Raw genomic sequence first — 24,588 nt, forward strand, 5'->3', positions numbered from 1 at the left:
AGGCCGCCTCAATCCAGGCGAAGCTTGATCCCGGCTTCCAGGGTCAGGAATTCAGGCCAGCCGGGCGCGCGCCAGCTCAAGGCATGAGGTGTTTGCGCCGTGATGCTCAGGTAAGACCAGGGCCGGGTATCGGCGCCATTGCCGCTGCAGACGCCCGAGCCACAATCCACGGTCGACAAGCCGGGACCGGGCGACGCGGGACAGACGCAGCTCTGCGCAATCTCAACCACCACCGGGGTCGAAACGCTGCCGAGGTTGGCGCGGACCGCGGCCTCAACGGCGGCAAAATCATCGCCCTGCGAAACACCCTGCCCCGCCCATTGGGCGCCGGCGCGGACAGCCTCCGCCAGGGTGGCTTTGACCGGGACCGCCAGGGTCACGCTGTAAACGCCAACGGCCATCAGGACAAGGACGGGCGCCAGCAGCGCCAGCTCCAGCGCGACCAGGCCTGATTGGGTTCTGCGCGCTTGCATCATTCGACCAGGCGCACCATTTGCCGCGTGGCCGGAGCAGCCAGACGATTGGAGAAATTCACCCGAAGACAGCCCGAAACATGCACGGTGCTGGCGATCAGTGACAGGTGGGGCGACGCACTGTTGGCACACCCGCTGTATGCACCCAGGAATTGCAGCGCCGATTTCGGCAGATAAATGGCGCCGACCAGGCTGTTGGTCGCCGGCCCGTTGAACATGTGCCAGTAGGTATTCAATGGCACAGAACGTGTTTCAAAAAAAAGAATGCCTGCGTAGACCCCGCTGCCTGGCGCCGACAGCCCGGCCACGGTCCCCGCGTTCATCTGGATGCTTCCGTGCTGCAGCAGCTTTGGCGTGCTGGCAAAGGTGTTGAAGAGGGTCACGCCCTGGCCCTGAATGCGCGTACCGGCCCTGAAAGACAAACCACCCCCATACAGGATGTAAAGCCCGGGCAGCAAGGTGATGTCGGCACCACTGTTGGCTGTGATGCCGCCGCAATAGGTCCCGGGAGAAAGCGTGACGGCCGTCGCCACCACGAGGCTGGTCGCGATGCAAGTGCCCGGAATGGGCTCGGGAAGATCGGTCAGCGGATCGCCGAGCAAGGGAGCGCCCGTCACCGGCGCAGGCGTGACCGCCGCGCCATTGCCCAGACTGACATTGCCGCGAACCCGAACGGAGTGCGCCGCGAGCGTCGCGGATTTGGCCAGGGCCAGGGCGTTTGCAGCCAGCGAGTTGACCTGGACATTGCAGTCAGGCGCCTGAATCATCGCCGAATTCGACAGCGACATCGCACTCGTGTTGGAACCGGGGTCGATCTGGAAAATACAGGATGATCGGCGCCCGACGGACGTCGCCGTGGCCTGGACCCTCGGATTGCCCAAGCCCAGCATGTGCAGGAACAACAGATCCACGTCATGCGCAACCGTCGCTTGCGAGTGCAGGTCGACGCCCATGTAGGCGCCCGATGCGGGGGGCGAGGAAATATCGACCGTGGTAGTTGCATCGCCGGTAAACCCATTGGCCGCGGCATCACTCAATCCGGCCGCGACGACGGTGCCGGCCTGCTCCCTCAGAATCTGGAAAGTGGCGGCCAGGGCCGCCATGTCCGCCGCAGCCTGCACCTGCCGGCGCTGGAGAAACATCTGGCTGGCATCCACCGCCATGCCGAGCATCAAGAGCATGGCCGGAAGCAACAAAAGAACGATCAACGTCGCCAATCCCCGCTGGCCGCGTGACGCACATCGCCATCGACAGGGTCGCGCCAAGGTCATCCGCCCGCGCCTGTCTGAAACAGGCTTCTCAGCGACAGAATCGCCGGCCCCATCAGGATGATGAGCAACGCTGGAAGCAGGCAGAAAATCAGAGGGAACAGCAGCTTGGTCTGAAGTTTTCCGCTCATTTCCTCCGCACGCAAACGCTTGCGGATACGCAACTCGTGCGAATAGGTCTTTAATGTGGTGGCCATGCTGGTGCCCAGCTTCTCGGATTGAAGCAGGCTGCTCACCAAGGGGGCCATTTCATCCAGATTCAGAAAACGCGGCAGGTCGGCCAAGGCCTGGGTGTGCGAAGCGCCGGCCTGAATTTTCAGGCTCACGGCCTGGAAAGCATGGTGCAGCAAGGCGCTGTTGTTCTCGAACTCCTGACCCACCCGGTTCAATGCCGCGTCAAGACTCATGCCAGCTTCGACACAAACACGTATCAGGTCCAGCGCATTGGCGAAATGTATCTGGACGGCTTGTTGTGCCGAATTCGCTATCCGCAGCAACAAAAAATAAGGCACAAAAAAAGCCGCGATGCCTGCCCCCGTCATTTTCAGGACAGTCACCGCCGCGTCAGGCGCGAACCCCGGGTCCTGACGCTGCAGGAGAACAAAGCCGGTCAGCGCAGCGCCCAGCAATGCGCAAGCCAGCCGCAACAACAAAAAATGCCTGGCGTCGTCCGCGTCATAAAACCCCGCAAAAATCAGTTGGCGGCGTGCACGCGAGGACAGCAAAACCGGCCAGAGGCCCGCGCTGGTTTTCGCTTCAAGCGATGACCTCAAAAGCCCGCCCTCCGGAGCGGGTGAGTTCAAAGGTGAATACTGCTCTTTCAGATTGCGCAGCCGCTGCTCGGCGGCTTTTGACTGCCACCAGACCAACAGGACATACATCCATGCCGTGCTCGCCAGAAAACCGAATCCGAGCAAGCCCATGATCAGCCAATCGACAGTCATGGCGTCAAGCTCTCGCGTCCGGTTGAACCAGTCGCCAAAGCCAGAAAATACCGGCAGCTTGCAGCGCCACCCCAATTTTCAGAAGCGTGAGGCCTGACGGGGTGTTCCACAACAGCGAGAGCTGCCCGGGAGACAGGATCAGCATGCCGCCGGCCACAATGAAAGGCAACACGCCCAGAATCCAGGCGGACAGGCGGGCCTCGGACGACAGCGCATGAATTTTCCCCCGGAGCTCCTGCCTTTCGCGCAAGAGGGACGCTTGATCGCCCAACAACTGCACCAGGTTTCCTCCGCTCTGATGCTGAATGCGCAGGGCCGTCACAAAAAACTTGAGGTCGGCGCTGGGGCTGCGGCTGGCCAGATTTTCCAGGGCGCGGTCAATCGACTCCCCGAACTGCAGTTGTTCATGCACGCGATAAAACTCTTCCTGCAGCGGCATGGGCAGTTCGTGCGCCAAGGCCCCCCAAACAGACGACAAGGCCTGCCCCACCTGCAAGCTTCGAATCATTCCGTCAAGTGCGCCCGGCAACTGGCGCTCGATGGCCTGACAGCGCCTGGCTCGCAGCCAGAAAAGCCAGCCCAGGGGCATGCTCATGGCGACCAGCCAGGCAAGTCCAAGAAACCAGCCGCGAAGGCCGGACAGCCACAAGATGGCCTCGCCAAGCGCCGCGCCGATCAAGGTGAACTGCGTCAGTGTTCCGGACGCCAGGTGCAAACCCGCCTGATTGCGCAGTGCGTCCAGTTTCCCAGCCCATGAGTTGCGCCGGATCAGCCCCTCCAACAGGGCTTTTCTTGTCTGCCCTCGGCGCAGGAATTGGGGCTGCGACAGATCGGCCTGGGCCGCGCCCTGTTCAAGGCGACTCATGAAGCGTTGTGCACGCCGGCTTCGGGTCTCCTGCCACAACAGGTAAGCGGCGTACAGCGCGACAAACGTGCAGAAAAACAGCAATACGGGCAACGCGATTTTCAGATTCATGTCATGCGTGATCGTTGACAAAGACATCCGGCGACAACCCGGCCCCACGCATCTGGAGTCGCTCCAGAAACCCGGGAATCACGCCGGTGGCCATGAAGTAACCGTTCACGCGTCCATCGGCGGCAAGACCGGTGGGCTGGAACCTGAAGATTTCCTGCATGGTGATGGTTTCGCCCGTGAGGCCGGTGATCTCCTGGATACTCACGATTTTTCTCTTGCCATCGCTGAGGCGCGCAATCTGGATCACGGCATGAAATGCCGCAACCATCTGCTGCCGCAGCGGCAGATAGGGCACGTTGAGTCCCGCGAGTGCGACGATATTCTCGAGCCGTATCAGGGCATCGCCGGGTGAGTTCGCATGCACGGTGGTCATCGACCCTTCATGGCCGGTGTTCATGGCTTGCAGCATGTCTATCACCTCGCTGCCACGGACTTCGCCAACAATGATGCGATCAGGACGCATGCGCAATGCGTTCTGAAGAAGATCGCGCTGGCTGATTTTCCCCTTGCCTTCGATATTCGGCGGGCGCGTCTCCAGACGAACAACATGCGCTTGCTGCAGTTGCAATTCAGCCGCGTCCTCAATGGTGATGACGCGTTCCGCTTTGGAGATAAAACTGCTCAAGGCGTTCAACAAGGTTGTCTTGCCACTGCCCGTCCCGCCAGAAATCAGGATGTTGCACTTGCCCAGCACCATGGCCGTCAGCAATTGCAGCATCTTGGGGTTCAGGGTCCCGTTGTCCAGCAGCGCCTGCATGTCCAGGGGTTTGACGGAAAAGCGTCGAATCGACAGGACCGGGCCATCGAGCGCCAGCGGTGGAATGATGGCGTTGACCCGGGAACCATCGGGCAGCCTGGCGTCCACCATGGGGCTGGACTCATCAATGCGACGACCGACACGCGAGACGATTTTGTCGATGATCTTGAGCAAATGCAGGTCATCGCTGAATTTCACCGGAGTCAACTCAAGCCGTCCCTGCCTCTCGACATAGACCTCGTGGCAGTTATTCACAAGAATGTCGGACACCGTGGGGTCGGCCAACAGGGGCTCCAGCGGCCCCAGACCCGTCACTTCCTGCTGTATTTCGACGATCAGACGCTCCCTCTCCTGCTGGGGAAGAATCTGTTTTTCTTCGAGCAGAATGGCTTCAATCACTTCTTTCAGGGAGTGCTTGATCTGCTCTGGCGAGAGATGCGCCAGGGCGCCCAGATTGAGCTGGTCTAACAGTTTTTCATGGACGGAAGCCCTGAGCCCGTCCCGGTCAAGTGACGAGGCGGCGGCCGACGCTCCGGGAAGCCTGCCTGGGGCATCCGCGCTCATTCGGCTCAACACATCACGAAGTGTCATGGGGTCCTTCCTGAATATCCCGAAGGCATCAAATCAGGGCTCGAAAATGAATTCGCGAACCCGTTCGAGCAATCCGGGTTCAGCCACAGGCACTGCCAGCAGCGACGCCGCCAGCGCGATCAATGCCCGGCTGGCAGGGCTCCGTGGGGCCAGCAAAAGAATCGGCTCGCCCGTGGTACCGGCCAGAAGCGCCTTGTCAGCGTCATCGGGAATGCGGAAATAGTTCCTGCCTTTGAGTTCATGCTCCACGCGTCGCTCCAGATCGCCGAAAAGACCTGCACGGTTGAGCACAACGTGGATTTTCTGACTCGGGTAACCGAGCTGGTTCAAAAAATGGGATTGCTTGTGCAGGTTGCGCAGGTCGGGAATCTGGGCCTGCATGATCTGCAGGATGTCGTTGGCGTGATCAAGCGCCTTCATGAACAAGGCATCTATTTTTTTATCGAGATCGAGAACCACCACATCAAACAGACGCTCGCACTGCCTGAGCAAGCGCTCCAGCTGGTCGGGCTTCAAGCGGGCGGCTTGCTCCACATCAGCGGGAGACTGGAGCAGGAACAAATTCTTGCCCAGCGGGAAACAGGCGGCCATCAGGTAGGCATCATCGTCCGCCTCCTGCCCGGCCACCGTCACCACATTAAGGGGATTAAGCATTTCAGTCATCGCAAAAGACGCATCGCCGTATTGCAGATCCAGGTCGACCAGCAGCGTCTTCCTGTTGAACTCGGTGGCCAGTGCATACGCCAGATTGGTGGCCACAAAGGTGGCGCCGCTACCACCTTTGCAGGGCAATACGGCGATCAGGCGTGCATGACGGTCCTTGCCTTCGTAGCCATAGTGCTTTTGATCGCATTTTTGCAGAGCATGGAGAAAATCTTCCGGGCGGACCGGCCAGCGCACCACCTCTGCCACCCCGGCATCCATCGCCTTGATCAGCAACTGGGTGTCGCCATCGCGCCACAAAAGCAGGATCAGTTGGTCCGGATTCTTTTTTACCAGGGCTTGCAGCTCTGTCACATCGGTGGTCTGCGTAATCAGGTCGTCCAGAATCAGTACATCCACTGCAGGCATGTCACGGGCCGTGGCCGCCCAATGCGCAGCCTCGACAACGCTTGCGGCAAAACTCGTGACACGACTGTGCTGGCGAACCAGCGGCTCAAGCGACGCGGCTGAGGACGGATTCGCGGACAAAAGATGGACCCGCATAGGCCTGGTCTCTCCTGCCTAGGGCGTTGTCGAAGATGGGGCGGGGACAGCAGGTGAAGGCGTCTTCTCCAGCTTTCCTTCCATCATCAACTCAAAACGCCCAGGCGGCTGGTAGCTGTCGGTCGGCAAGGCAATGACACGGGTTTCGGGATTGACAAGATGCACCGTCACCACAAAAACCAGTTCACTGCGGTCATTTTGAAAATCACTGCTGCGGAACAAGGCGCCCAGGATGGGAATCTCTCCAAGCAGAGGGAATTCGGAAACGGAAGCGTTCACATTGTTTTTGATCAGGCCACCGATCGCAAAACTCTGACCATCCTGCAGTTGCACCGTCGTGGAAGTCCGCCGCGTTGTGATGGTTGGCAACACACTGCTGACTTGCCCATCCGCCTTGATGGTGGTTCCGGTCACGGACAACTCCGACACCTCCGGTGTGACCTTGAGCTGGATCTGCCCCCCTGGCATCACCGTCGGCAGAAATTTCAGGCCCACACCGTACTCCCGCTCCTGCAGCAAAATGGCATTGGTGCCCGTCGTGGATGACTGCGGCACGGGAATGAATATTTTCCCCCCTGCCAGGAACGACCCTTCCTGTCCGCTCAGCGCAAGAATCGAAGGCTCGGCCAGAATCTTGATCAAACCCCTCTTTCGCTCGGCATCCAGGGACAGGCTTGTCCCGCCACTGACGGCCTTGACGACCCCGGAAGCCCCGGTCAGGAAGTCAGCCAGCAAGGAGATGGGACGCGGCCCGCCCGTTCTTGCGTTGACGTTTGCCCCCAGGCGATCGGAGATCACTTTGGAGACTTCGGCAATCTTGACCTCCAGAAGAACCTGGGGCACCGAAGCGCTGGTCAGCAAATTGATGATTTTCTTGCTGCCCGTCGATTGCTCCACCATATCGATGGCTTGCTTGATTCTGGCCGCGTCGGTCAACTGGCCCGACAACACAATGGCGTCGCCCGAAGAAGCCACGCGCAAATTCTGCTCTGACGGCATCCACAGCCTGAAATTGGCCTGCAATGCAGAGGTGTCCAGTTCCACCTGAAGATCGATCACTTGCGGTGCGCCGCTGGCCGGCCAGACCGACAAATTCGTGGTCCCGGCCTTCTTGCCCAACAGATAGATCTCGCGCCCTTCGAGTGGAATCACGTCCGCCACCTCGGGGTTGCCAACGGACACCCGTCGGTAACTTGCGGGCAAGGTATAGATGGTCGACTTGCCTGCGACCAGACGCAACTGGCGCGCCTGCACAGGGTCGGCAGGAGTTTGTCCATACCCGACCAGGACAAAGCCCAGCGTCAGGGCACCGGCTATCCATTGGCGTGCACGTTGAATTCTCATGGCGCTGCCTGTTTTTGAAGTCCGCGAATAACCTCTATCGCCGGCTGGGTGGGTGGGGGCGTCCATGGCGCGGAGCGTTCGCCCGTGCTGTTTGTCGCAGCAACGGGAGACGACGGGATCAGGCTGTCTTTACCCGCCCCCTGAGGATGGGAGCTCAGCAGATCACCCTGGTTGCGCAATGCCAGGGTCAGGCTGCCAATGCTGCGCGCCAAATCAAGACGCTCGGCGTCCTGAGGCGACACCTGCAGCGTCACCGCAGTGACGGCACGCCGTGCCGTGTTCTTCTGGCCTGACGCACTCGCCGGCGCTTGAGGAACAGACAACACCTGAACGTGCTGCAGAACCATTCTGGAAATCGGCTGGTTATTGTCGTCGCGCGTGGAAAGCAGGATATCCACATAGGCGCCAACCAGGGAATCAGCATCCAGCCCCGCCACGTCATTGACCTTGACAGACACCGCCCGGCTGCCCGGAGAAATGAGGTCAAACAGCCCCCCTTTGCTACCCAGGGGCCAGAGCTTTCCAGGCAGCAGGAGCTCCCCTGCCACGATGTCCGATCTGACCATCCGTTGCGTGACGTCTTCAATGGATCGATAGGCGTCCGGTGGCGCCGTGCTGGCCGGCCAGTCCGCCCGCTGAACCTGCCGCGCTTCAATCACGGCGCCCTGGTCCAGATTCTCCCTGGCCACCACCACGGAAACCATCGACAGGCTCGAGCGGGTTTCAATCACTTTCATCATCAACAGCGTCGCCACAAGACCGACAAGGGCGGAAACCAGCAAGACTATTTTTTTATTGAGCTGCATCCGACAAAAAGACTGTGAAGACCGTGAGAAAAAATCAGATCATGTGCAGGTGCCGGCAACGATCTTGTTGCACAGATCTTTGAATCCCGCAGCCAAGCCGGTTTCAAGAGGGGTCACCAGTGTCACCGTGATGATGCCAGCAATGATCACGGCCAAAAGAATGTACTCAATGGTGGTAATGCCGCGCTGCACTTTAAAAAAAACAGTCTTGGCCTTTTGGAGTTGGTTCATCAACATCTCTCCTGATTGTTAAAAAAAGTATCTTCCATATCATGGTACAAAAGAATTAACAATTTCAACTGATCCATGTCATTTCAATTGATCTATGTCATTTATCGTTACGGGAACAAAAAAAAGCCTCGTCAGTTGCTTTGACGAGGCCTTCATGATTGAAATCGAATCAATTTTCTGGAGGCGCGGGCCGGAGTCGAACCGACCTACTCGGATTTGCAATCCGGTACATAACCGCTTTGTTACCGCGCCGTAATCTGTCTGCTTCCAGCAGAACCAACAGGATGATTCTACTGAATCGCTTGTGAACTATCACCAATGAAAAAGGACAGCATTTTTAAGTGCTGCCCTTTTCGAATTGGAGCGGGAGAAGAGTCTCGAACTCTCGACCTCAACCTTGGCAAGGTTGCGCTCTACCAACTGAGCTACTCCCGCGTTATCAGCCTCGAATTATAGCGTGATTTTTTGCGCTTTGCGAAGAAACTTGAAAAATTTGCACAGACTCAATGCTTGATGCTGCCCGCCACTTCAACCACCGGCGCGGCAGGAGCCGTTGCCGCAACAGCGGGCTCGTCGTCAGGCAGGGGAACCGGCTGGCGCACCAGTGCAATCTGCAGCACCTGGTCAATCCATTTGACAGGCACGATCTCCAGGCCGTTCTTCACGTTCTCCGGAATCTCCTGCAGGTCCTTCGCGTTCTCTTCGGGGATCAACACGGTCTTGATGCCGCCGCGCAATGCCGCGAGCAGTTTTTCCTTCAGACCGCCAATCGCGGTCACCTCGCCGCGCAGCGTGATCTCGCCGGTCATCGCCACATCGCCGCGCACGGGAATGCCGGTGATGGCCGATACAAAGGCCGTGGTCATCGCCGCACCGGCGCTCGGACCATCCTTGGGGGTGGCACCGTCGGGGACGTGAATGTGGATGTCACGCTTTTCGAACATTTCGTCTTTGATGCCCAGCACCCGTGCACGGCTGCGCACCACCGTGCGCGCGGCTTCCACGGACTCCTTCATCACGTCGCCGAGCGAGCCCGTGCGCGTGATCACGCCCTTGCCGGGCATCATCGCCGCCTCGATCGTCAACAGATCGCCACCGACTTCCGTCCAGGCCAGTCCGACCACCTGGCCGACCTGGTTGATTTCCCCGGCGCGGCCGTAGTCGAACTTGCGCACGCCCAGAAAATCGTTCAGATTGTCGGCGGTCACCACCACCTTGGGCTCCATCTTCTTGAGCTGGATGCCCTTGACCACCTTGCGGCAGATCTTGGACAGTTCGCGCTCGAGTGAACGCACACCGGCCTCACGCGTGTAATAACGCACGATGTCGCGTACCGCCTGCTCCTGGATCTCCAGCTCGTCTTCCTTGACGCCGTTGTTCTTGAGCTGCTTGGGCAGCAGGTAACGCATGGCGATGCTGGTCTTTTCGTCTTCGGTGTAACCCGACAGGCGGATCACTTCCATGCGGTCCAGCAGGGCCGGCGGGATGTTCATCGAGTTCGAGGTGGCCACGAACATCACGTCGCTGAGGTCGAAGTCGACCTCGACGTAGTGATCGCCAAAGGTGTGGTTCTGCTCGGGGTCCAGCACCTCCAGCAGCGCGCTGGACGGGTCGCCGCGAAAATCGGTTCCGAGCTTGTCGATCTCGTCGAGCAGGAACAGCGGGTTGCGCGTGCCGGCCTTGGTCAGGCTTTGCAGGACCTTGCCAGGCAGCGCACCAATGTAGGTACGCCGGTGGCCGCGGATCTCGGCCTCGTCACGCATGCCGCCCAGCGCCATGCGCACGTACTTGCGCCCCGTGGCCTTGGCAATCGACTGGCCCAGCGAGGTCTTGCCAACGCCCGGAGGGCCGACCAGACAGAGAATCGGCGCCTTGAGTTTGTCAACGCGCTGCTGCACCGCGAGGTATTCAACAATGCGGTCCTTGACCTTTTCCAGGCCGTAGTGGTCTTCGTCCAGCACGGCCTCGGCGTTGGCCAGGTCATGTTTGATCTTGGTCTTCTTGCTCCACGGCAGACCGGTCAGCACATCGATGTAGGAGCGCACCACGGTCGCCTCGGCCGACATCGGCGACATCAGCTTGAGTTTTTTCAGCTCGCTCTCGGCCTTCTTGCGCGCTTCCTGCGGCATTTTGGCGGTCTTGATCTTTTTCTCGATCTCTTCGATGTCCGCGCCCTCTTCGCCTTCGCCAAGCTCCTTCTGGATCGCCTTGACCTGCTCGTTCAGGTAGAAGTCGCGCTGGTTTTTCTCCATCTGGCGCTTGACACGGCCGCGGATTTTCTTGTCCACATTGAGGATGTCGACTTCGCGTTCGAGCTGCTCGTAGAGGTTTTCAAGACGGGCCTTGACGTTGTCCAGATCGAGGATGACCTGCTTGGCGTCCAGCTTGAGCGGCAGGTGCGCGGCAATGGTGTCGGCCAGCCGGCCGGCGTCATCGATGCTGGAGATCGAAGTGAGGATCTCCGGCGGAATTTTCTTGTTCAGTTTGACGTAGTGGTCGAACTGCTGCATCACGGCGCGGCGCAGCGCTTCGGTCTCGCTGGTCTTGTCGCCGGGCGTGAGCACGGCCGCCTCTACCGGCGTCACATTGGCGCTGAAGTGGGCCTCACCCTCTTCGATCTTGTTGACCACGGCGCGTTGCTGGCCTTCGACCAGCACCTTGACCGTGCCGTCCGGCAGCTTGAGCATCTGCAAAATCGTGGCCACGCAGCCGACCCCGAACATGTCTTCGACAGACGGTTCGTCCTTGGCTGCGGCTTTCTGGGCCACGAGCATGATGCGGCGCTCGGCCTCCATCGCCGACTCCAGGGCCTTGATGCTCTTGGGACGGCCCACGAACAGCGGAATCACCATGTGGGGGAACACCACCACGTCACGCAGCGGCAACAGCGGCAGGTCGATGGGGCTGGAAGGCAATGTGGTTTGTGCGGACATATCAACCCTTAAAGGTAGGCCTTAAACGAAAACCGTGGCGCCAGGGCGTCCGGGGATTTTCAGTATCGGTGAAAACAGTTATCTCGAAAGTGGGGAACAGCGGCCACTTTTCAAGCCTGCCGCCCATTTATGGCACTTCAGGCGCCACATTACCGGGGCCCTTCTTCGGCTGGCGCGTCTCAGGCCTGCTTGGCGGCTTCACGGTATACAAGCAGCGGCGGCTTGTTTTCCTCGATCGTCGACTCGTCAACCACCACTTTTTCCACATTACTGGTATTGGGCAGGTCAAACATGGTGTCAATCAGGGACTGCTCCAGGATCGAGCGCAGGCCGCGCGCGCCGGTTTTGCGGGCCAGCGCCTTGCGGGCAATGGCCTTGAGCGCCGAGGGGCGAATCTCCAGATCGACCCCTTCCATGGACAGCAGCTTGCTGAACTGCTTGACGACGGCGTTTTTGGGCTCCGTCAGGATCTGCACCAGCGCGTCCTCGGTCAGTTCGGCCAGGGTGGCGACCACCGGCATGCGCCCCACGAGTTCGGGGATCAGGCCAAACTTGATCAGGTCTTCCGGCTCCACGTCCTTGAAGGCCTCGGTCAGGCTGCGGGCTTTTTTGCTCTTCACCGAAGCGCCGAACCCGATGCCGGACGACTCGGTGCGGTTTTCAATGACTTTTTCCAGCCCCGAGAAAGCCCCGCCACAGATAAACAGAATGTTGGTGGTGTCAACCTGCAGGAAGTCCTGGTTCGGGTGTTTGCGGCCGCCCTGCGGCGGCACCGAGGCCATGGTGCCCTCGATCAGCTTGAGCAGCGCCTGCTGCACGCCCTCGCCCGACACGTCGCGCGTGATCGAGGGGTTGTCGGACTTGCGCGAGATCTTGTCGATTTCGTCGATGTAGACAATACCCTGCTGCGCGCGCTCGACTTCATAGTTGCAGCTCTGCAGCAGCTTCTGGATGATGTTTTCGACGTCTTCGCCGACGTAGCCGGCTTCGGTCAGCGTCGTGGCGTCGGCCATCACGAAAGGAACGTTGAGCGTACGCGCCAGGGTCTGGGCCAGCAGGGTCTTGCCGGAGCCGGTGGGGCCGATCAGCAGGATATTGCTTTTGGTCAGCTCCACATCGTCTTTTTTGGCTTTTTCCTTGTGGCGCAGGCGTTTGTAATGGTTGTATACGGCGACGGCCAGCGTGCGCTTGGCCGGTTCCTGGCCGATGACGTAGCCGTCCAGTGTGGTCTTGATTTCCAGCGGCGTCGGCAGGTCGCCACGCGTTTCGCGCACATCATCCCCGGCGGGCAGCTCGTCGCGGATGATTTCGTTGCACAGGTCGATACATTCATCACAGATGAAAACCGATGGCCCTGCAATCAGCTTCTTGACTTCGTGCTGGCTTTTGCCGCAGAAGGAGCAGTACAGGGTTTTTTCGCTGGAAGAGCCTTTTTTATCGGCCATGAATGTAATGCCTTTGGGTGCCCGTAGGACGTGTTAGCTAATGATAACCAAATAAACCTGGCCCCCACGTTTCGCGGCCCCCGAGGAGGCTTTTTGTCCTGGGGCGGTCCGGGGACAAAAAAACGGCGTTTCCTGTCACAGGAAACGCCGTTGCTGCAGTGCAACTGACGGGAAAGCCCGTGCCTTCAGGGGCGCTTGGCAATCACCTGATCCACCACACCATAGGATTTCGCTTCATCGGCAAACATGAAGTAGTCGCGCTCGGTATCGCGCTCGATTTTCTCAATGGTCTGCCCGGTGTTTTCGGCCAGGATGCGGTTGAGCTGGTCACGCGTCTTGAGGATGTCGCGGGCGTGGATCTCGATGTCGGAGGCCTGACCCTGCGCGCCGCCCGAAGGCTGGTGAATCATCACGCGCGAGTTGGGCAGCGAGAAGCGCTTGCCCTTGGCGCCGGCCGCCAGCAAGAAGGCGCCCATGCTGGCCGCCATGCCCACACACAGGGTGGACACATCGGCCTTGATGAACTGCATGGTGTCGTAAATCGCCATGCCGGCGGTCACGGAACCGCCCGGGGAGTTGATGTAGAACGAAATGTCCTTGTCCGGGTTTTCACTTTCGAGGAACAGCAACTGCGCCACCACCAGATTGGCTGTCTGGTCGTTGACCGGGCCCACCAGGAAAATAACACGCTCCTTCAGCAGACGCGAATAGATGTCATAGGACCGCTCGCCGCGGCCGGACTGCTCAATCACCATCGGCACCATGCCGAGGCCCTGGATGTCCTGTGCACTGCTGTAAATGTTCATGTTTTCTCCAAATGTTGGGACTACTTTACCCAAAATAAATGGGGCTTGAAGCCTTCGCCGCAAGCCCCTGCACCAGAAATCAGCTTGGCGCCGGGCCGGCAGCCCGCCGTACGCTTCAGTTCTGCGCCATCAATTCATCAAAAGGCACTGATTTTTCGACGATTTTGGCCTTGCCCAGCACAAAATTCGTGACATTGTTTTCAATCACGACGGACTCGACCTCGGCCATGCGTTTTTCGTCGCTGAAGTACCAGCGCACCACGTCTTCCGGTTTTTCGTAGCTCGAAGCCAGTTCTTCGACGTGGGCCTTGACCTGTTCGGTCTTGGGAAACAGGTCGTTGGTACGGGTCAGTTCGGCCACCACCAGACCCAGGCGCACGCGCTTTTCAGCTTGCGGGCGGAAGATGTCGTCGGGAATCGGCGCCTTGTCGGCGTCCTTGATGCCGCGCTGCTTGAGGTCGGCGCGTGCGCCTTCGACCATGCGGTCCAGCTCCGACTGCACGATGGCTTGCGGCACATCGAGTTCGGCGTTCGCCAGCAGCGCGTCCATGACGGCGTTTTTGTTGCGGGCCAGCAGGCGGAACTTGACTTCGCGCTCGAGGTTCTTGCGGATGTCGGCGCGCAGGCCTTCGACGGTGGCGTCAGCGATGCCCAGGGATTTGGCCAGGGCTTCGTTGACTTCAGGCAGGTGGGCGGCTTCGATCTTCTTGACGGTGACCATGAAGTCGGCCTGTTTGCCGGCGACATCCTTGCCATGGTAATCGACGGGGAAATTGAGCGGGAAGGTCTTGCTTTCGCCGCTTTTCATGCCCCGCACCGCGTCTTCGAACTCCTTGAGCATCTGGCCTTCGCCGACCAGGAACTGGAACGCTTCCGCCTTGCCGCCGGCAAACGGCTCGCCGTCGATCTTGCCTTCGAAGTCGATGGTGACGCGGTCGCCGTCCTGCGCAGGCGCGTCGATGGCGCGCTGGGCAAAGGTGCGGCGCTGCTTGCGCAGGATGTCCACCGTCTTGTCGATGGCTTCGTCGGTCACTTCCGCGGTGATTTTCTCCACTTCGGCGCTGGCCAGGTCGCCGATCTTGACTTCCGGGTAGACCTCGAAAATGGCGTCAAACGCCAGCTCGCCCTCGGGCGCGCCTTCCTTTTCGCTGATGCGCGGCTGCCCGGCCACGCGTAGCTTGGCTTCGTTGGCGGCAACGGAGAAAGCCTCGCCGACCTTGTCGTTCATGACTTCGTAATGCACCGAGTAGCCATAACGCTGGGCGACCACGTTCATGGGCACCTTGCCGGGACGGAAACCGTCCATCTTGACCGTGCGGGCCAGGCGTTTCAGGCGCGAGTCCACTTCGGACTGGATGGTGCCTACGGGCAGCGTCAAAGTGATCTTGCGCTCCAGCTTTTCAAGGGTTTCAACAGTCACGGCCATGATCTACTCCTAAATATCCGAAAAATGTGTAAAAGACAAAGGGCGCACCGGTCAACCCGTGCGGCCATCGTCCTGAAAGTCTCAATCGTGGTGCGCGGGGGGGGACTCGAACCCCCACATCCTTGCGGACGTCAGGACCTAAACCTGGTGCGTCTACCAATTTCGCCACCCGCGCGCCTGAAATAAAAACGGGAATCCTCAGCTTTTCGGCTTCCGGACCCCCGCCTGAAATCGGTCAACTTTCTATTTTAGCCTGTATCGGCTGCCGCTTCAGCGCCCAACCACCCCGCAGGTGGGGTCAGGCCGGGACCGGTGACTCCCGTTTCACACGGAACCACGCTGCGTACATCGCCGGCAAGGCCAGCAGCGTCAGCACCGTGGCGACAATCAGGCCGCCCATGATGGCGACCGCCATCGGCCCCCAGAACACGCTGCGCGACAGCGGGATCATGGCTAGCACGGCGGCGGCGGCCGTCAGCACGATGGGTCGCAGGCGCCGCACCGCCGACTCCACGATCGCGTCCCAGGCGGGAACGCCGGCCGCCCGGTCCTGCTCGATCTGGTCGATCAGGATCACCGAGTTGCGCTGGATCATGCCCATCAGTGCGATCACGCCCAGCAGGGCCACAAAACCGAAGGGCCGGCCCAGCAGGAGCAGGGCCCCGGCCACGCCGGCAATGCCCAGCGGTCCGGTCAGGAAGACCAGCATGGCGCGGCTGAAGCTGTGCAGTTGCAGCATCAGCAAGGTGAAGGTCAGAAACAGCATGACGGGAATACCTGCGGCAATCGAACTGGAGCCCTTGCTGCTTTCCTCGACGGCGCCGGCGACCTCGATGCGGTAGCCGCCCATCCCGGTTTGCTGCCACTTCGCTTCCAGCGCCTTCAGGCCGGGCAGGAGCTGGTTGGTCACCGTGGCGCCCTGCAGCCCTTCGACGATGTCGCTTTGCACCGTGATGGCGTAGTCGCGGTTTTCACGCCACATCACGCCCGGCTCCCAGGTGAACACCGGCTTGGCGATCTGCGTCAGCGGGATCGACTTGCCCGACGCCGTCGGCAGGTAGGCGTTGGCAATGTCGGTGATGGCGTTGCGCTCGTCCTGCGGCTGGCGCAGCACGATGTCGATCAGCTTGTCGCCTTCGCGGAACTGGCCCACGTTGGTGCCGGCCAGGATGGTTTTGGACGCCTGGGCAATCGACTGGCTGGTCACGCCCAGCGCGCGCGCCTTGGACTGGTCCACTTCCAGGCGCAGCACCTTGACCGACTCGTTCCAGTTGTCGTTGACGCCGCGCGTGTTGGGGCTCTCGCGCAGCGCGGCCTTGACCTCGTCGGCGCGTTCGCGCAGTACCAGCGGGTCGATGCCGACCACACGGAACTGCACCGGATAGGGCACGGGCGGGCCGTTGGGCAGCAGCTTGATGCGGCCGCGCACCTCGGGGAATTCCTGGGCCAGCAGCGCCGGCAGCTTGATGCGCAACGACTCGCGCACCTTCAGGTCCTGCGGCAGCACGATGAATTGCGACACGTTGGTCTGCGGGAAAACCTGGTCCAGCGGCAGGTAAAAACGCGGCACGCCCGAGCCGACCCAGGTGCTGACCGAGCTGACGCCGGCTTCCTGGAGCAGGCGCGCCTCGACACGTTTGGCCGTCAGTTCGTTGGCGGCGAACGAGGTGCCCTCCGGGAACCAGATGTCGACCATGATCTCTGGTCGGCTGGAATCCGGAAAGAACTGCTGCTGCACCTTGCCCATGCCGACAATGCCCAGCGCAAAAAACAGCACCGTCGCGCCTATCGTGATCCAGCGGTACTGCACACACCAGTTCACCGCCCGGCGAAACGTGTTGTAGAAGGGGCTGTCGAACATCTCGTGCGGGCTGTCCTGTCCGGCTGCCACCTCCTGCACATGCGGCGGCACCTTGAGCAGCAAGGTCCCCAAGTAGGGCACGAAATACACCGACACGATCCAGCTCAGCACCAGAGCGATGACGGTGACCGCAAAAATCGCATAGGTGTACTCGCCCACGGCCGATTTGGCCATGCCGATCGGCAAGAAGCCGACCGCCGTGATCAGCGTGCCGGTCAGCATTGGCATGGCGGTGATTTCATAGGCAAAGGTCGCGGCGCGCACCTTGTCGTAGCCCTCTTCCATCTTGCGCACCATCATCTCGACCGCAATGATCGCGTCGTCCACCAGCAGGCCCAGCGCAATGATCAGCGAACCCAGCGAGATCTTGTGCAGCCCGATGCCGAAGTAGTTCATGGCCAGAAAGGTCACGGCCAGCACCAGCGGAATCGTGATGCCCACCACCAGGCCGGGCCGCATGTCGATGTAATAACGTTTCCACAAGGGGTGCTGCCCGGGGCGGCGGTGAAAACCCAGCGCGATGAAACTCACGGCCAGCACGATCACCACCGCCTCGATCAACACCTTCACGAACTCATTGACCGAGGTCGCCACCGCGGTCGGCTGGTCCTGGATCTGCACCAGCTCGATGCCGGCCGGCAGGCCGCTTGCAATGCCGGCGGTGGTCGCCTTCAGCGCCTTGCCCAGCGCAATGATGTCGCCGCCCTTGGCCATGGAGACACCAAGCGCAATGACTTCCCGGCCCTGGTGCCGCACCTTGACGGCCGGCGGATCGACGTAGCCGCGCTTGACTTCGGCAATGTCACCCAGCCGCAGCTGGCTGCCCGAGGCGCCACGTATCGGCATGGCGCGCAGCTGCTCGACCGCCTCGAACTGCCCGGCCACCCGCACCTGCACCACGTCCAGCGGTGTCTGCACCGCGCCGGCCGACTCCACCGCGTTTTGCTGGCCGAGCTGGTTCAGCACCTGGTTGAAGTCCAGCCCCAACTGGGCCAGGCGCTTTTGCGAGATCTCGATGAAGAGCTTTTCGTCCTGCACGCCAAACTGCTCGACCTTGGCCACATCGGGCACACGCAGCAGTTTCTGGCGCACCTCGTCGGCAAAGGTCTTGAGCTCGGCATAACTGAAGCCGTCGGCCTGCAGCGCGTAAATCACGCCGTAGACATCACCGAAGTCATCATTGAAAAACGGGCCCTGCACCCCGCCGGGCAGCGTGTAGCGCATGTCGCCTATCTTCTTGCGCACCGCATACCAGACGCCGGCCACATCGGCGGCTTTCGACGAATCCTTGATCTGAAAAATGATCTGCGACTCTCCGGGTTTGGAGTAGCTGCGGATCTTGTCGGCAAACGGCACTTCCTGCAGCGTGCGCTCGATCTTGTCGGTCACCTGCTCGGCCACCTGCTGCGCCGTGGCGCCCGGCCAGTAGGTGCGCACCACCATGGCACGGAAGGTGAACGGCGGGTCTTCGTCCTGGCCGAGCTGGAAGTAGGCGGCAAAGCCGAGCAGCATCAGCACCACCATCAGGTAACGCGTCAGCGCCGGATGGTCCAGCGCCCATTTGGACAGGTTGAAGCCGTCCTTCGGTTGTACTTGCGTCATGCCGGCCTCACTTCGCGGCAGGCGCAGCGACCGGGGGCAGCGTGGCCGCCGCGGCAGACGCTACCGGATTGATAGCTGTCTGCGCAGGTGGGGCAAGGGCTGCAGCCACTTTTGGCTGATAAATCGTGACCTTCTGTCCGGGCGAGAGCACATGCACCCCGGCGCTGACCACCAACATGCCGGGCTGCAGGCCAGAAGCCACCACCGCATCGTTGCCGTCGGCCGTGGCAACCTGGATGAGTTGCGACTTCACCGTCATGCTCGCCTTGTCCAGCACCCAGACCGCCGTTGACCGGCCTTCCTGGCGCAGGGCCGTGGTCGGCAGCTTGATGACCTGCACGCCCGCGGCACCCAGGCCCTGCGGCAACACGTAGACCGTGGCGCCCAGCACCGGCGGCTCCCGGGTGGCCAGCGCCACTTTCACCGGGTAGGTCCGCGTCAGCGGGTCGGCGCTGGCGCCCACTTCGCGCACCTTGCCTTCCAGCCCGGCGTCCTGCGCCCAGACCCGCACCTTGACCGGCATGCCGACCTTGATGGCCGCCACCTTGTCTTCGGGCACGGAAAACACCACATCGCGCGGGCCGTCGGCGGCGATGCGCAGCACCGGGGTGCCGGCAGAGACGACCTGCCCGACCTCGGCTTCCACGGCCGTCACCACGCCCGACACGTCAGCCAGCAGCACGGCGTAGCCGGCCTGGTTGCCCTGCACCGCCAGTTGCGACTGCGCCTGCTCGAGTTGGGCCTGCGCCGCCTTGAGCGTGGTCTCGCGGCGCTCGAGTTCGGCGCCGCTGATGAAGTTCTGGTCCCGGAGCTCCTTGTAGCGTTTGTAGTCGGCCGAGGCCAGGTCGCGCTGCGTGGCCGCCGCCGCGACCTGAGCGCGCGCCGCATCGGCGGCCAGCCTGTAGTCCTGCGGGTCCAGCTGGGCCAGCACCTGCCCGGCCTGGACGCGCTGGCCCAGTTCGGCCTGGCGACGGATGATTTTTCCGCCGACCCGGAACCCCAGCCGCGACTCGACCTGGGCCTTGACCTCGCCGGCAAACTCGTAAGCGGTCTCTAAGGAATCCGTCCCCACGGTCATGACCTTGACGGCACGCACCGGCTCCTCGGGCGGGGCTGGCTTGGAACAGGCGGCCAGCAACAAGGCGCTGCTGAGGACGGCAAAAGCGGTTTTATTCATGATGGCGTTGAGGAAAGACGGTGGCAAAAAGACCTGCAAAGCAGGAAGCAGGCATGCCTGAAAACCCAGTTAATGACTGACTGGTTAGTAATCTAGGGTAATTCCCAAGGCTTGTCAAGCGACAATCCAGCGCATGACTTCCGGCCCCCATCCCGACCTTCCGCAGCCGCTGCAGCCTCCTTCCAGCCACTACGAAAACTTCCCCGTAGCCTCGCTGCTGTGCCCGCCGCGCCTGCGGCCTGCGGTGGCGGCGATCTACTGGTTCGCCCGCACGGCCGACGACATCGCCGACGAAGGCGACGCCCTGCCCGCCCAGCGACTGGCCGACCTGGCGGCCTGCCGCGCCGACCTGTTCGCCGCGGCCGAGGGCCGGCCGGTCTCGGCGCGATGGCCGGCCGTCTTTGCCGCCCTGGCGCCGGTGATCAGGCAGTTCCAGCTGCCGCTGCCGCTGCTGGACGACCTGCTCAGCGCGTTCGAGCAGGACGTTGTCAAGCAGCGTTACGCCACCGAAGCCGAGCTGCTGGACTACTGCCGCCGCTCGGCCAATCCGGTCGGCCGCCTGCTGCTGCATCTCTACGGCGTCAACGATGCGGCGTCACTGGTGCAGAGCGACCACATCTGCACGGCGTTGCAGCTGATCAACTTCTGGCAGGACCTCAGCGTGGACATTCCACGCGGGCGCATCTACCTGCCGCAGGAACTGTGGGCCGCACACGGCGTCGATGAAACCCGGCTGCAGGCCCTGGATGTGAACCCGGCCACTACGAAATTGATAGCTGCCTGCGTCCATTCGGCAAGGGCGCGCATGCTGAAAGGTGTGCCCTTGGTGAAGAAGGTGCCGGGGCGCGCGGGCTGGGAGTTGCGCCTGGTGGTGCAAGGCGGCCTGCGCATCCTCGACAAGATCGAAGCGATCCACTTTGCCACGTTGCGCCAGCGTCCCAAGCTCACGCCCCGGGATGTGGCGCTGATGCTGTGGCGCGCGATCCGGATGTAATCCCGACAGCGGCCGGCTTGCCATCGCCCCAAGCCTGCGACAATCCCGCCCATGAACCCCGAGGAATACGTCCAGCAGAAAGCCGCCGCGTCCGGCAGCAGTTTTTATTACGCCTTCCTGTTTTTGCCCAGGGAAAGGCGCGCCGCCATCACGGCCTTTTATGCCTTCTGCCGCGAAATCGACGATGTAGTTGACGAAGTGACCGACCCCGGCGTAGCGCACACCAAGCTCGCCTGGTGGCAGGCCGAGGTGCTCAAGTCCTACGCCGGCACGCCCAGCCATCCGGTGATGAAGGCGCTGATGCCGCTGGCCCCCATTTACCAGATCGAAGCGCGCCACCTGCAGGCGGTGATCGAAGGCTGCCAGATGGATCTCACGCAAAACCGCTTTCTCGATTTCCCGGGCCTGAAGACCTATTGCCATCTGGTCGCCGGCATCGTCGGCGAGGTGGCCGCGCGGATTTTCGGGCAGACGCAGCCGCAGACCACCGCGTACGCACACAAGCTCGGGCTGGCCTTCCAGATGACCAACATCATCCGCGACGTCGGTGAAGATGCCTTGCGCGGACGCATTTACCTGCCGGTCAACGAGTTGCAGCAGTTCGACGTGAAAGCGCATGAAATCCTCAAACGCCAGTACTCCGACCGCTTCACCGCGCTGATGAAATTCCAGACGCAGCGTGCGCTCGGCCTGTACGACGAAGCGCTGGCGCTGCTGCCCGAGGCCGACCGCCGCGCGCAAAAGCCCGGGCTCATGATGGCCAGCATCTACCGCACCCTGCTGCGCGAGATCGAGGCCGACGGCTACCAGGTGCTGCACCAGCGTGTCAGCCTGACGCCGCTGCGCAAGTTCTGGCTGGCGTGGAAGACCCAGGCTTTCGGAAAAATTCAGTGAGCGCGCCATCTGTCCTTGCACGGAGTGTCCCGCGCGGCTCCCTGGCGGCCATTCCGGCGAAAGCCGGAATCCACGAACCCGCTCCCCAGCAAGCGAAGCCGAGCAGCCTGGATTGCGGGTCAGGCTCGCAATGACAAGCCGGACGGTTGTGGTCGCGACATCACCATGAAAGTGGCCGTCATCGGTGCCGGCTGGGCCGGCTGCGCGACGGCGGTCGAAGCCACGCGGCTGGGCCAGCAGGTCAGCGTGTTTGAAGCGGCCCGTGTTCCCGGTGGACGCGCGCGGCGCGTCGACAGCCAGTGGCCCGACGGCACGGCGCTGGCGCTGGACAACGGCCAGCACATCCTGATCGGTGCCTACAGCGAAACGCTGCGCCTGATGGCCGACGTCGGCATGGTGGCTGACACGGCCCTGCTGCGCCTTCCGCTGACTCTGCAGTTCCCCGACGGCACGGGTCTGGCCTTTCCCCGGCTCCCCGCCCCGCTCGATGCGCTGGCGGGCATTGCGCGTGCGCGCGGCTGGACCTGGCGCGACAAACTCTCGCTGCTGCGTGCCGCCGTCGGCTGGCAGGTCTCGGGGTTTCGCTGCGCGCCGGAGCTGTCTGTCGCACAGCTGTGCCGCCATCTGAGCCCGGCGGTGATGGCCACGCTGATCGAGCCGCTGTGTGTCTCGGCGCTGAACACGCCGGCCGACCGCGCCAGTGGCCAGGTGTATTTGCGTGTGCTGCGCGACGCGCTGTTCGCAGAATCGGGCGGCTCCAACCTGCTGCTGCCGCGCGTGGACCTGAGTGCGCTGCTGCCCGACGCGGCACTGGCCTGGGTCATGCAGCATGGCGGCGAAATCGGCCTGGGTCGCCGCGTGCAAGGTCTGGCCCACGTGGCCGGAAGCTGGCAGGTCGATGGCGCCCCCTTTGACCGGGTGGTTCTCGCCTGTCCGCCGGCGGAAGCTGCGCGGCTGGTCGAAACAGCCGGACTGCCCTGCCAGGCGTGGCTGGCGCTCACCCGCGCACTGCAGTTTGAAGCGATCACCACCGTGTATGCGTTTTCATCGGGCGCACGCCTGGCGCAGCCCATGCTCACGCTGCGCGCCGGTGCACCCGATGGCGAGGCGCCGGCGCAGTTTGTGTTTGACCGCGGCCAGCTCGGCGGGCCCGCCGGCCTGCTGGCCTTTGTGGTCAGCGCCAGCAGCGCCGACAAGGACACGCTGACCCGGCGCGTGCTGGCCCAGGGCGAGCGGCAACTCGGGCTGGCGGCCCTGCAGGCCGTGCAGACGATTGTGGAAAAACGCGCGACCTTCGCCTGCCTGCCCGGCCTGCAGCGCCCCGCCGCGCAGGTGCTGCCGGGGCTGCTTGCCTGCGGCGACTACCTCGACGGGCCCTACCCGGCCACGCTGGAAGGTGCGGTGCGCTCGGGTTTGCAGGCCGCCAGAAACGCTATCAAATAAGTAGCTGCATGCGCAACAGCAGCGAGGGCTGGAGCCAGATTTGGCTATAAATTCCGGCCGCTGTCACGCCGTGCCAGCGCGCGCACTTCTTGCTGCGCGGGCCGGTCCAGGCAACGCACCAGCCAGGCGCTGACCCGCGGACATTGCGCGTTCAGTTCACCCGAACGCTGCACCCAGGCCAGCACCGACGCCACGCAGATGTCGGCCACGGTGAAACGCTCTCCGGCCAGGAAGGGGCGGGTTTGCAGATGCTGATCGAGCACACGCAGCGCCGGCAGCAGGCGACGCTCGGCCTCCTGCGCCAGCTGCGGCTTGCGCCGCTCCTCGGGCATGGCCACGGTGTGCATCAGGAAGGTCAATGCATCTTTCTCGCATTCGGTCACGGCCCAGAAGCTCCAGCGCAGGATCTCGGCCTGTTCGGCGTGGTTCACTGCAGCGAGCGGTTCAGCGCCCTCGCCCTGAAAACGCCCGGCCAGATAGAGCGCGCAGGCCATGGACTCCCAGACCAGCACGCCGTTGTCGTCGACCACGGGGATGTGCCCGTTGGGATTGAGCGCCAGAAACGCCGGCGTGCGTGTCGCGCCGCCCTGGTAAGGCAGGGCAATGTGTTCGTGGGCCAGGCCCAGTTCATGCGCCACCCACAGCGGCCGTGATGCGCGCGAGGCCGCAATGCCGTAGATCTTCAGTGTCATGGCTGCGGGTCCGCCAGGCGAAACAGGTCGCACAGCTCGGTCAGGCTGGTCACGGTTTCGTGCGGCACGGCATCGTGCGTCCACAGATGGTCGGCCCGGTTCACCCAGGCCGTCTGCATACCCGCGTTCAGCCCGCCCAGCACATCCAGCGTGGCGTCGTCGCCCACATGCAGCACGTGGTGGGGCTGCACATCCACGGCGCCGGCGGCGGCATGGAAAATCCGCGGGTCCGGCTTGCCCACGCCAAAGGACTGCGCGCTGATGGCGGCCCGGAAATACGGGGCGAGCCCGATGCGGGCGATATCGGCATTGCCGTTGGACAGCGCAACCACCGGGTAACGCGCGGAAAGAAACTCCAGCGCCAGCATCGCGTCGTCGAACAGCGTCACTTCATGGCGCGCGGCAAAAAAAACTTCAAAGGCTTCTTCCGCCAGCAAGGGGTTTTCCCGGGAGCGGTACAGGGCCAGGCGGATCGCCTCGCGCCGGATGGCACTGAGGTTGTGCCTGAGCTCGGGCCGGGTACGGACGATCTGCTCGCGGATATCGTGGCGCGCCGTGGGGTTGGCAAACAGGGCCGCGGTCATGGGCGCGTGGCGGCCCAGCCATTCGTCGAGTGCGGCTTCGGCTTTTTCTATCACCGGCCAGACCGGCCAGAGGGTGTCATCAAGGTCAAGGGTTATGGCTTTAATAATTGTCAGGTCAAGCATAGGTAGGGGAGA

20 protein-coding genes and 3 tRNA genes are annotated in these 24,588 nt (G+C 62.1%); 3 read left to right on the forward strand and 20 right to left on the reverse strand.

All coding sequences use genetic code 11. From position 1 onward, the window contains the following. Positions 1-8: 8 nt before the first annotated feature. From PSV40_RS13605 to PSV40_RS13690, 18 genes are all read right to left on the reverse strand, one after another. Entirely contained in the window at positions 9-476 is a 468-nt protein-coding gene (locus PSV40_RS13605) for a TadE/TadG family type IV pilus assembly protein (RefSeq protein WP_300538488.1), read from the reverse strand. Beyond that, on the reverse strand, positions 473-1,690 hold the full coding sequence (locus PSV40_RS13610; protein ID WP_300538491.1) for a pilus assembly protein TadG-related protein: 1,218 nt from the start codon (positions 1,688-1,690) through the stop codon (positions 473-475). Before PSV40_RS13610 ends, PSV40_RS13605 begins: the two co-directional genes overlap by 4 nt. Before the next feature lie 50 nt (positions 1,691-1,740). Further along, positions 1,741-2,685, reverse strand: a complete 945-nt coding sequence (locus PSV40_RS13615; RefSeq protein WP_300538495.1) for a type II secretion system F family protein — start codon at positions 2,683-2,685, stop codon at positions 1,741-1,743. Between the two features lie 4 nt (positions 2,686-2,689). Next, positions 2,690-3,661, reverse strand: a complete 972-nt coding sequence (locus tag PSV40_RS13620) for a type II secretion system F family protein (RefSeq protein ID WP_300538498.1) — start codon at positions 3,659-3,661, stop codon at positions 2,690-2,692. Position 3,662: 1 nt separating this feature from the next. Next, positions 3,663-5,009: a CpaF family protein gene (locus PSV40_RS13625; RefSeq protein ID WP_300538501.1), complete on the reverse strand. Its 1,347-nt coding sequence runs from the start codon at positions 5,007-5,009 to the stop codon at positions 3,663-3,665. Positions 5,010-5,042: 33 nt separating this feature from the next. Next, complete coding sequence (locus PSV40_RS13630; RefSeq protein WP_300538503.1) at positions 5,043-5,948, reverse strand: AAA family ATPase; 906 nt, start codon at positions 5,946-5,948, stop codon at positions 5,043-5,045. A 285-nt stretch (positions 5,949-6,233) separates the two neighbouring features. After that, entirely contained in the window at positions 6,234-7,625 is a 1,392-nt protein-coding gene (locus PSV40_RS13635) for a type II and III secretion system protein family protein (RefSeq protein ID WP_300538506.1), read from the reverse strand. Then, the gene (cpaB, locus tag PSV40_RS13640; protein ID WP_300538509.1) at positions 7,556-8,365 is read right to left on the reverse strand and encodes a Flp pilus assembly protein CpaB; all 810 of its coding nucleotides are present in this window, start codon (positions 8,363-8,365) and stop codon (positions 7,556-7,558) included. Before cpaB ends, PSV40_RS13635 begins: the two co-directional genes overlap by 70 nt. A 39-nt stretch (positions 8,366-8,404) precedes the next feature. After that, positions 8,405-8,596: a hypothetical protein gene (locus PSV40_RS13645; protein WP_300538512.1), complete on the reverse strand. Its 192-nt coding sequence runs from the start codon at positions 8,594-8,596 to the stop codon at positions 8,405-8,407. A gap of 178 nt (positions 8,597-8,774) precedes the next feature. Beyond that, a tRNA-Cys gene (locus PSV40_RS13650) sits at positions 8,775-8,848 on the reverse strand. A gap of 107 nt (positions 8,849-8,955) precedes the next feature. Beyond that, positions 8,956-9,031: transfer RNA gene (locus PSV40_RS13655), tRNA-Gly, on the reverse strand. Positions 9,032-9,099: 68 nt separating this feature from the next. Then, entirely contained in the window at positions 9,100-11,529 is a 2,430-nt protein-coding gene (gene lon / locus PSV40_RS13660; RefSeq protein WP_300538514.1) for an endopeptidase La, read from the reverse strand. Between the two features lie 179 nt (positions 11,530-11,708). After that, positions 11,709-12,974 carry an ATP-dependent Clp protease ATP-binding subunit ClpX gene (clpX, locus tag PSV40_RS13665; protein WP_293594797.1) on the reverse strand — a complete coding sequence of 422 codons (1,266 nt, stop codon included), beginning with the start codon at positions 12,972-12,974 and terminating at the stop codon, positions 11,709-11,711. Between the two features lie 185 nt (positions 12,975-13,159). Continuing rightward, positions 13,160-13,780: an ATP-dependent Clp endopeptidase proteolytic subunit ClpP gene (gene clpP, locus PSV40_RS13670; RefSeq protein ID WP_300538517.1), complete on the reverse strand. Its 621-nt coding sequence runs from the start codon at positions 13,778-13,780 to the stop codon at positions 13,160-13,162. Between the two features lie 115 nt (positions 13,781-13,895). Then, on the reverse strand, positions 13,896-15,206 hold the full coding sequence (tig, locus tag PSV40_RS13675) for a trigger factor (RefSeq protein WP_300538519.1): 1,311 nt from the start codon (positions 15,204-15,206) through the stop codon (positions 13,896-13,898). An 88-nt stretch (positions 15,207-15,294) separates the two neighbouring features. Then, positions 15,295-15,381, reverse strand: a tRNA-Leu gene (locus tag PSV40_RS13680). Between the two features lie 123 nt (positions 15,382-15,504). After that, positions 15,505-18,669, reverse strand: a complete 3,165-nt coding sequence (locus PSV40_RS13685) for an efflux RND transporter permease subunit (protein WP_300538522.1) — start codon at positions 18,667-18,669, stop codon at positions 15,505-15,507. A 7-nt stretch (positions 18,670-18,676) separates the two neighbouring features. Further along, a complete protein-coding gene (locus tag PSV40_RS13690; RefSeq protein ID WP_300538524.1) occupies positions 18,677-19,846 on the reverse strand; it encodes an efflux RND transporter periplasmic adaptor subunit in 1,170 nt (389 codons plus the stop codon). A gap of 133 nt (positions 19,847-19,979) precedes the next feature. Between PSV40_RS13690 and hpnC the strand changes: the two genes are divergently transcribed. From hpnC to hpnE, 3 genes are all read left to right on the forward strand, one after another. Next, positions 19,980-20,840, forward strand: a complete 861-nt coding sequence (gene hpnC, locus PSV40_RS13695) for a squalene synthase HpnC (RefSeq protein ID WP_300538527.1) — start codon at positions 19,980-19,982, stop codon at positions 20,838-20,840. A 51-nt stretch (positions 20,841-20,891) separates the two neighbouring features. Further along, a complete protein-coding gene (hpnD, locus tag PSV40_RS13700) occupies positions 20,892-21,734 on the forward strand; it encodes a presqualene diphosphate synthase HpnD (RefSeq protein WP_300538529.1) in 843 nt (280 codons plus the stop codon). Between the two features lie 165 nt (positions 21,735-21,899). After that, on the forward strand, positions 21,900-23,177 hold the full coding sequence (gene hpnE, locus PSV40_RS13705; protein WP_300538532.1) for a hydroxysqualene dehydroxylase HpnE: 1,278 nt from the start codon (positions 21,900-21,902) through the stop codon (positions 23,175-23,177). A gap of 44 nt (positions 23,178-23,221) precedes the next feature. On the opposite strand, the gene PSV40_RS13710 is transcribed toward hpnE, so the two are convergent. Continuing rightward, positions 23,222-23,869, reverse strand: coding sequence for a glutathione S-transferase family protein (locus tag PSV40_RS13710; RefSeq protein ID WP_300538535.1), 648 nt, complete (start codon positions 23,867-23,869; stop codon positions 23,222-23,224). Further along, positions 23,866-24,576, reverse strand: a complete 711-nt coding sequence (locus PSV40_RS13715; protein WP_300538806.1) for an HAD family hydrolase — start codon at positions 24,574-24,576, stop codon at positions 23,866-23,868. Before PSV40_RS13715 ends, PSV40_RS13710 begins: the two co-directional genes overlap by 4 nt. Positions 24,577-24,588 lie beyond the last annotated feature (12 nt).

Source organism: Polaromonas sp. (genome assembly GCF_029945925.1).
Lineage (GTDB): Bacteria > Pseudomonadota > Gammaproteobacteria > Burkholderiales > Burkholderiaceae_C > Polaromonas.

What these genes read in the sequence shown, in the direction of transcription:
- tig (WP_300538519.1), bottom strand. Translation starts at nt 15,206, where the DNA reads ATGGCCGTGACTGTTGAAACCCTTGAAAAGCTGGAGCGCAAGATCACT.
- cpaB (WP_300538509.1), bottom strand. Translation starts at nt 8,365, where the DNA reads ATGCAGCTCAATAAAAAAATAGTCTTGCTGGTTTCCGCCCTTGTCGGT.
- PSV40_RS13620 (WP_300538498.1), bottom strand. Translation starts at nt 3,661, where the DNA reads ATGAATCTGAAAATCGCGTTGCCCGTATTGCTGTTTTTCTGCACGTTT.
- PSV40_RS13635 (WP_300538506.1), bottom strand. Translation starts at nt 7,625, where the DNA reads ATGGACGCCCCCACCCACCCAGCCGGCGATAGAGGTTATTCGCGGACT.
- PSV40_RS13710 (WP_300538535.1), bottom strand. Translation starts at nt 23,869, where the DNA reads ATGACACTGAAGATCTACGGCATTGCGGCCTCGCGCGCATCACGGCCG.
- lon (WP_300538514.1), bottom strand. Translation starts at nt 11,529, where the DNA reads ATGTCCGCACAAACCACATTGCCTTCCAGCCCCATCGACCTGCCGCTG.
- hpnC (WP_300538527.1), top strand. Translation starts at nt 19,980, where the DNA reads ATGACTTCCGGCCCCCATCCCGACCTTCCGCAGCCGCTGCAGCCTCCT.
- PSV40_RS13605 (WP_300538488.1), bottom strand. Translation starts at nt 476, where the DNA reads ATGATGCAAGCGCGCAGAACCCAATCAGGCCTGGTCGCGCTGGAGCTG.
- PSV40_RS13685 (WP_300538522.1), bottom strand. Translation starts at nt 18,669, where the DNA reads ATGACGCAAGTACAACCGAAGGACGGCTTCAACCTGTCCAAATGGGCG.
- clpX (WP_293594797.1), bottom strand. Translation starts at nt 12,974, where the DNA reads ATGGCCGATAAAAAAGGCTCTTCCAGCGAAAAAACCCTGTACTGCTCC.
- hpnE (WP_300538532.1), top strand. Translation starts at nt 21,900, where the DNA reads ATGAAAGTGGCCGTCATCGGTGCCGGCTGGGCCGGCTGCGCGACGGCG.
- hpnD (WP_300538529.1), top strand. Translation starts at nt 20,892, where the DNA reads ATGAACCCCGAGGAATACGTCCAGCAGAAAGCCGCCGCGTCCGGCAGC.
- clpP (WP_300538517.1), bottom strand. Translation starts at nt 13,780, where the DNA reads ATGAACATTTACAGCAGTGCACAGGACATCCAGGGCCTCGGCATGGTG.
- PSV40_RS13625 (WP_300538501.1), bottom strand. Translation starts at nt 5,009, where the DNA reads ATGACACTTCGTGATGTGTTGAGCCGAATGAGCGCGGATGCCCCAGGC.
- PSV40_RS13690 (WP_300538524.1), bottom strand. Translation starts at nt 19,846, where the DNA reads ATGAATAAAACCGCTTTTGCCGTCCTCAGCAGCGCCTTGTTGCTGGCC.
- PSV40_RS13715 (WP_300538806.1), bottom strand. Translation starts at nt 24,576, where the DNA reads ATGCTTGACCTGACAATTATTAAAGCCATAACCCTTGACCTTGATGAC.
- PSV40_RS13645 (WP_300538512.1), bottom strand. Translation starts at nt 8,596, where the DNA reads ATGAACCAACTCCAAAAGGCCAAGACTGTTTTTTTTAAAGTGCAGCGC.
- PSV40_RS13615 (WP_300538495.1), bottom strand. Translation starts at nt 2,685, where the DNA reads ATGACTGTCGATTGGCTGATCATGGGCTTGCTCGGATTCGGTTTTCTG.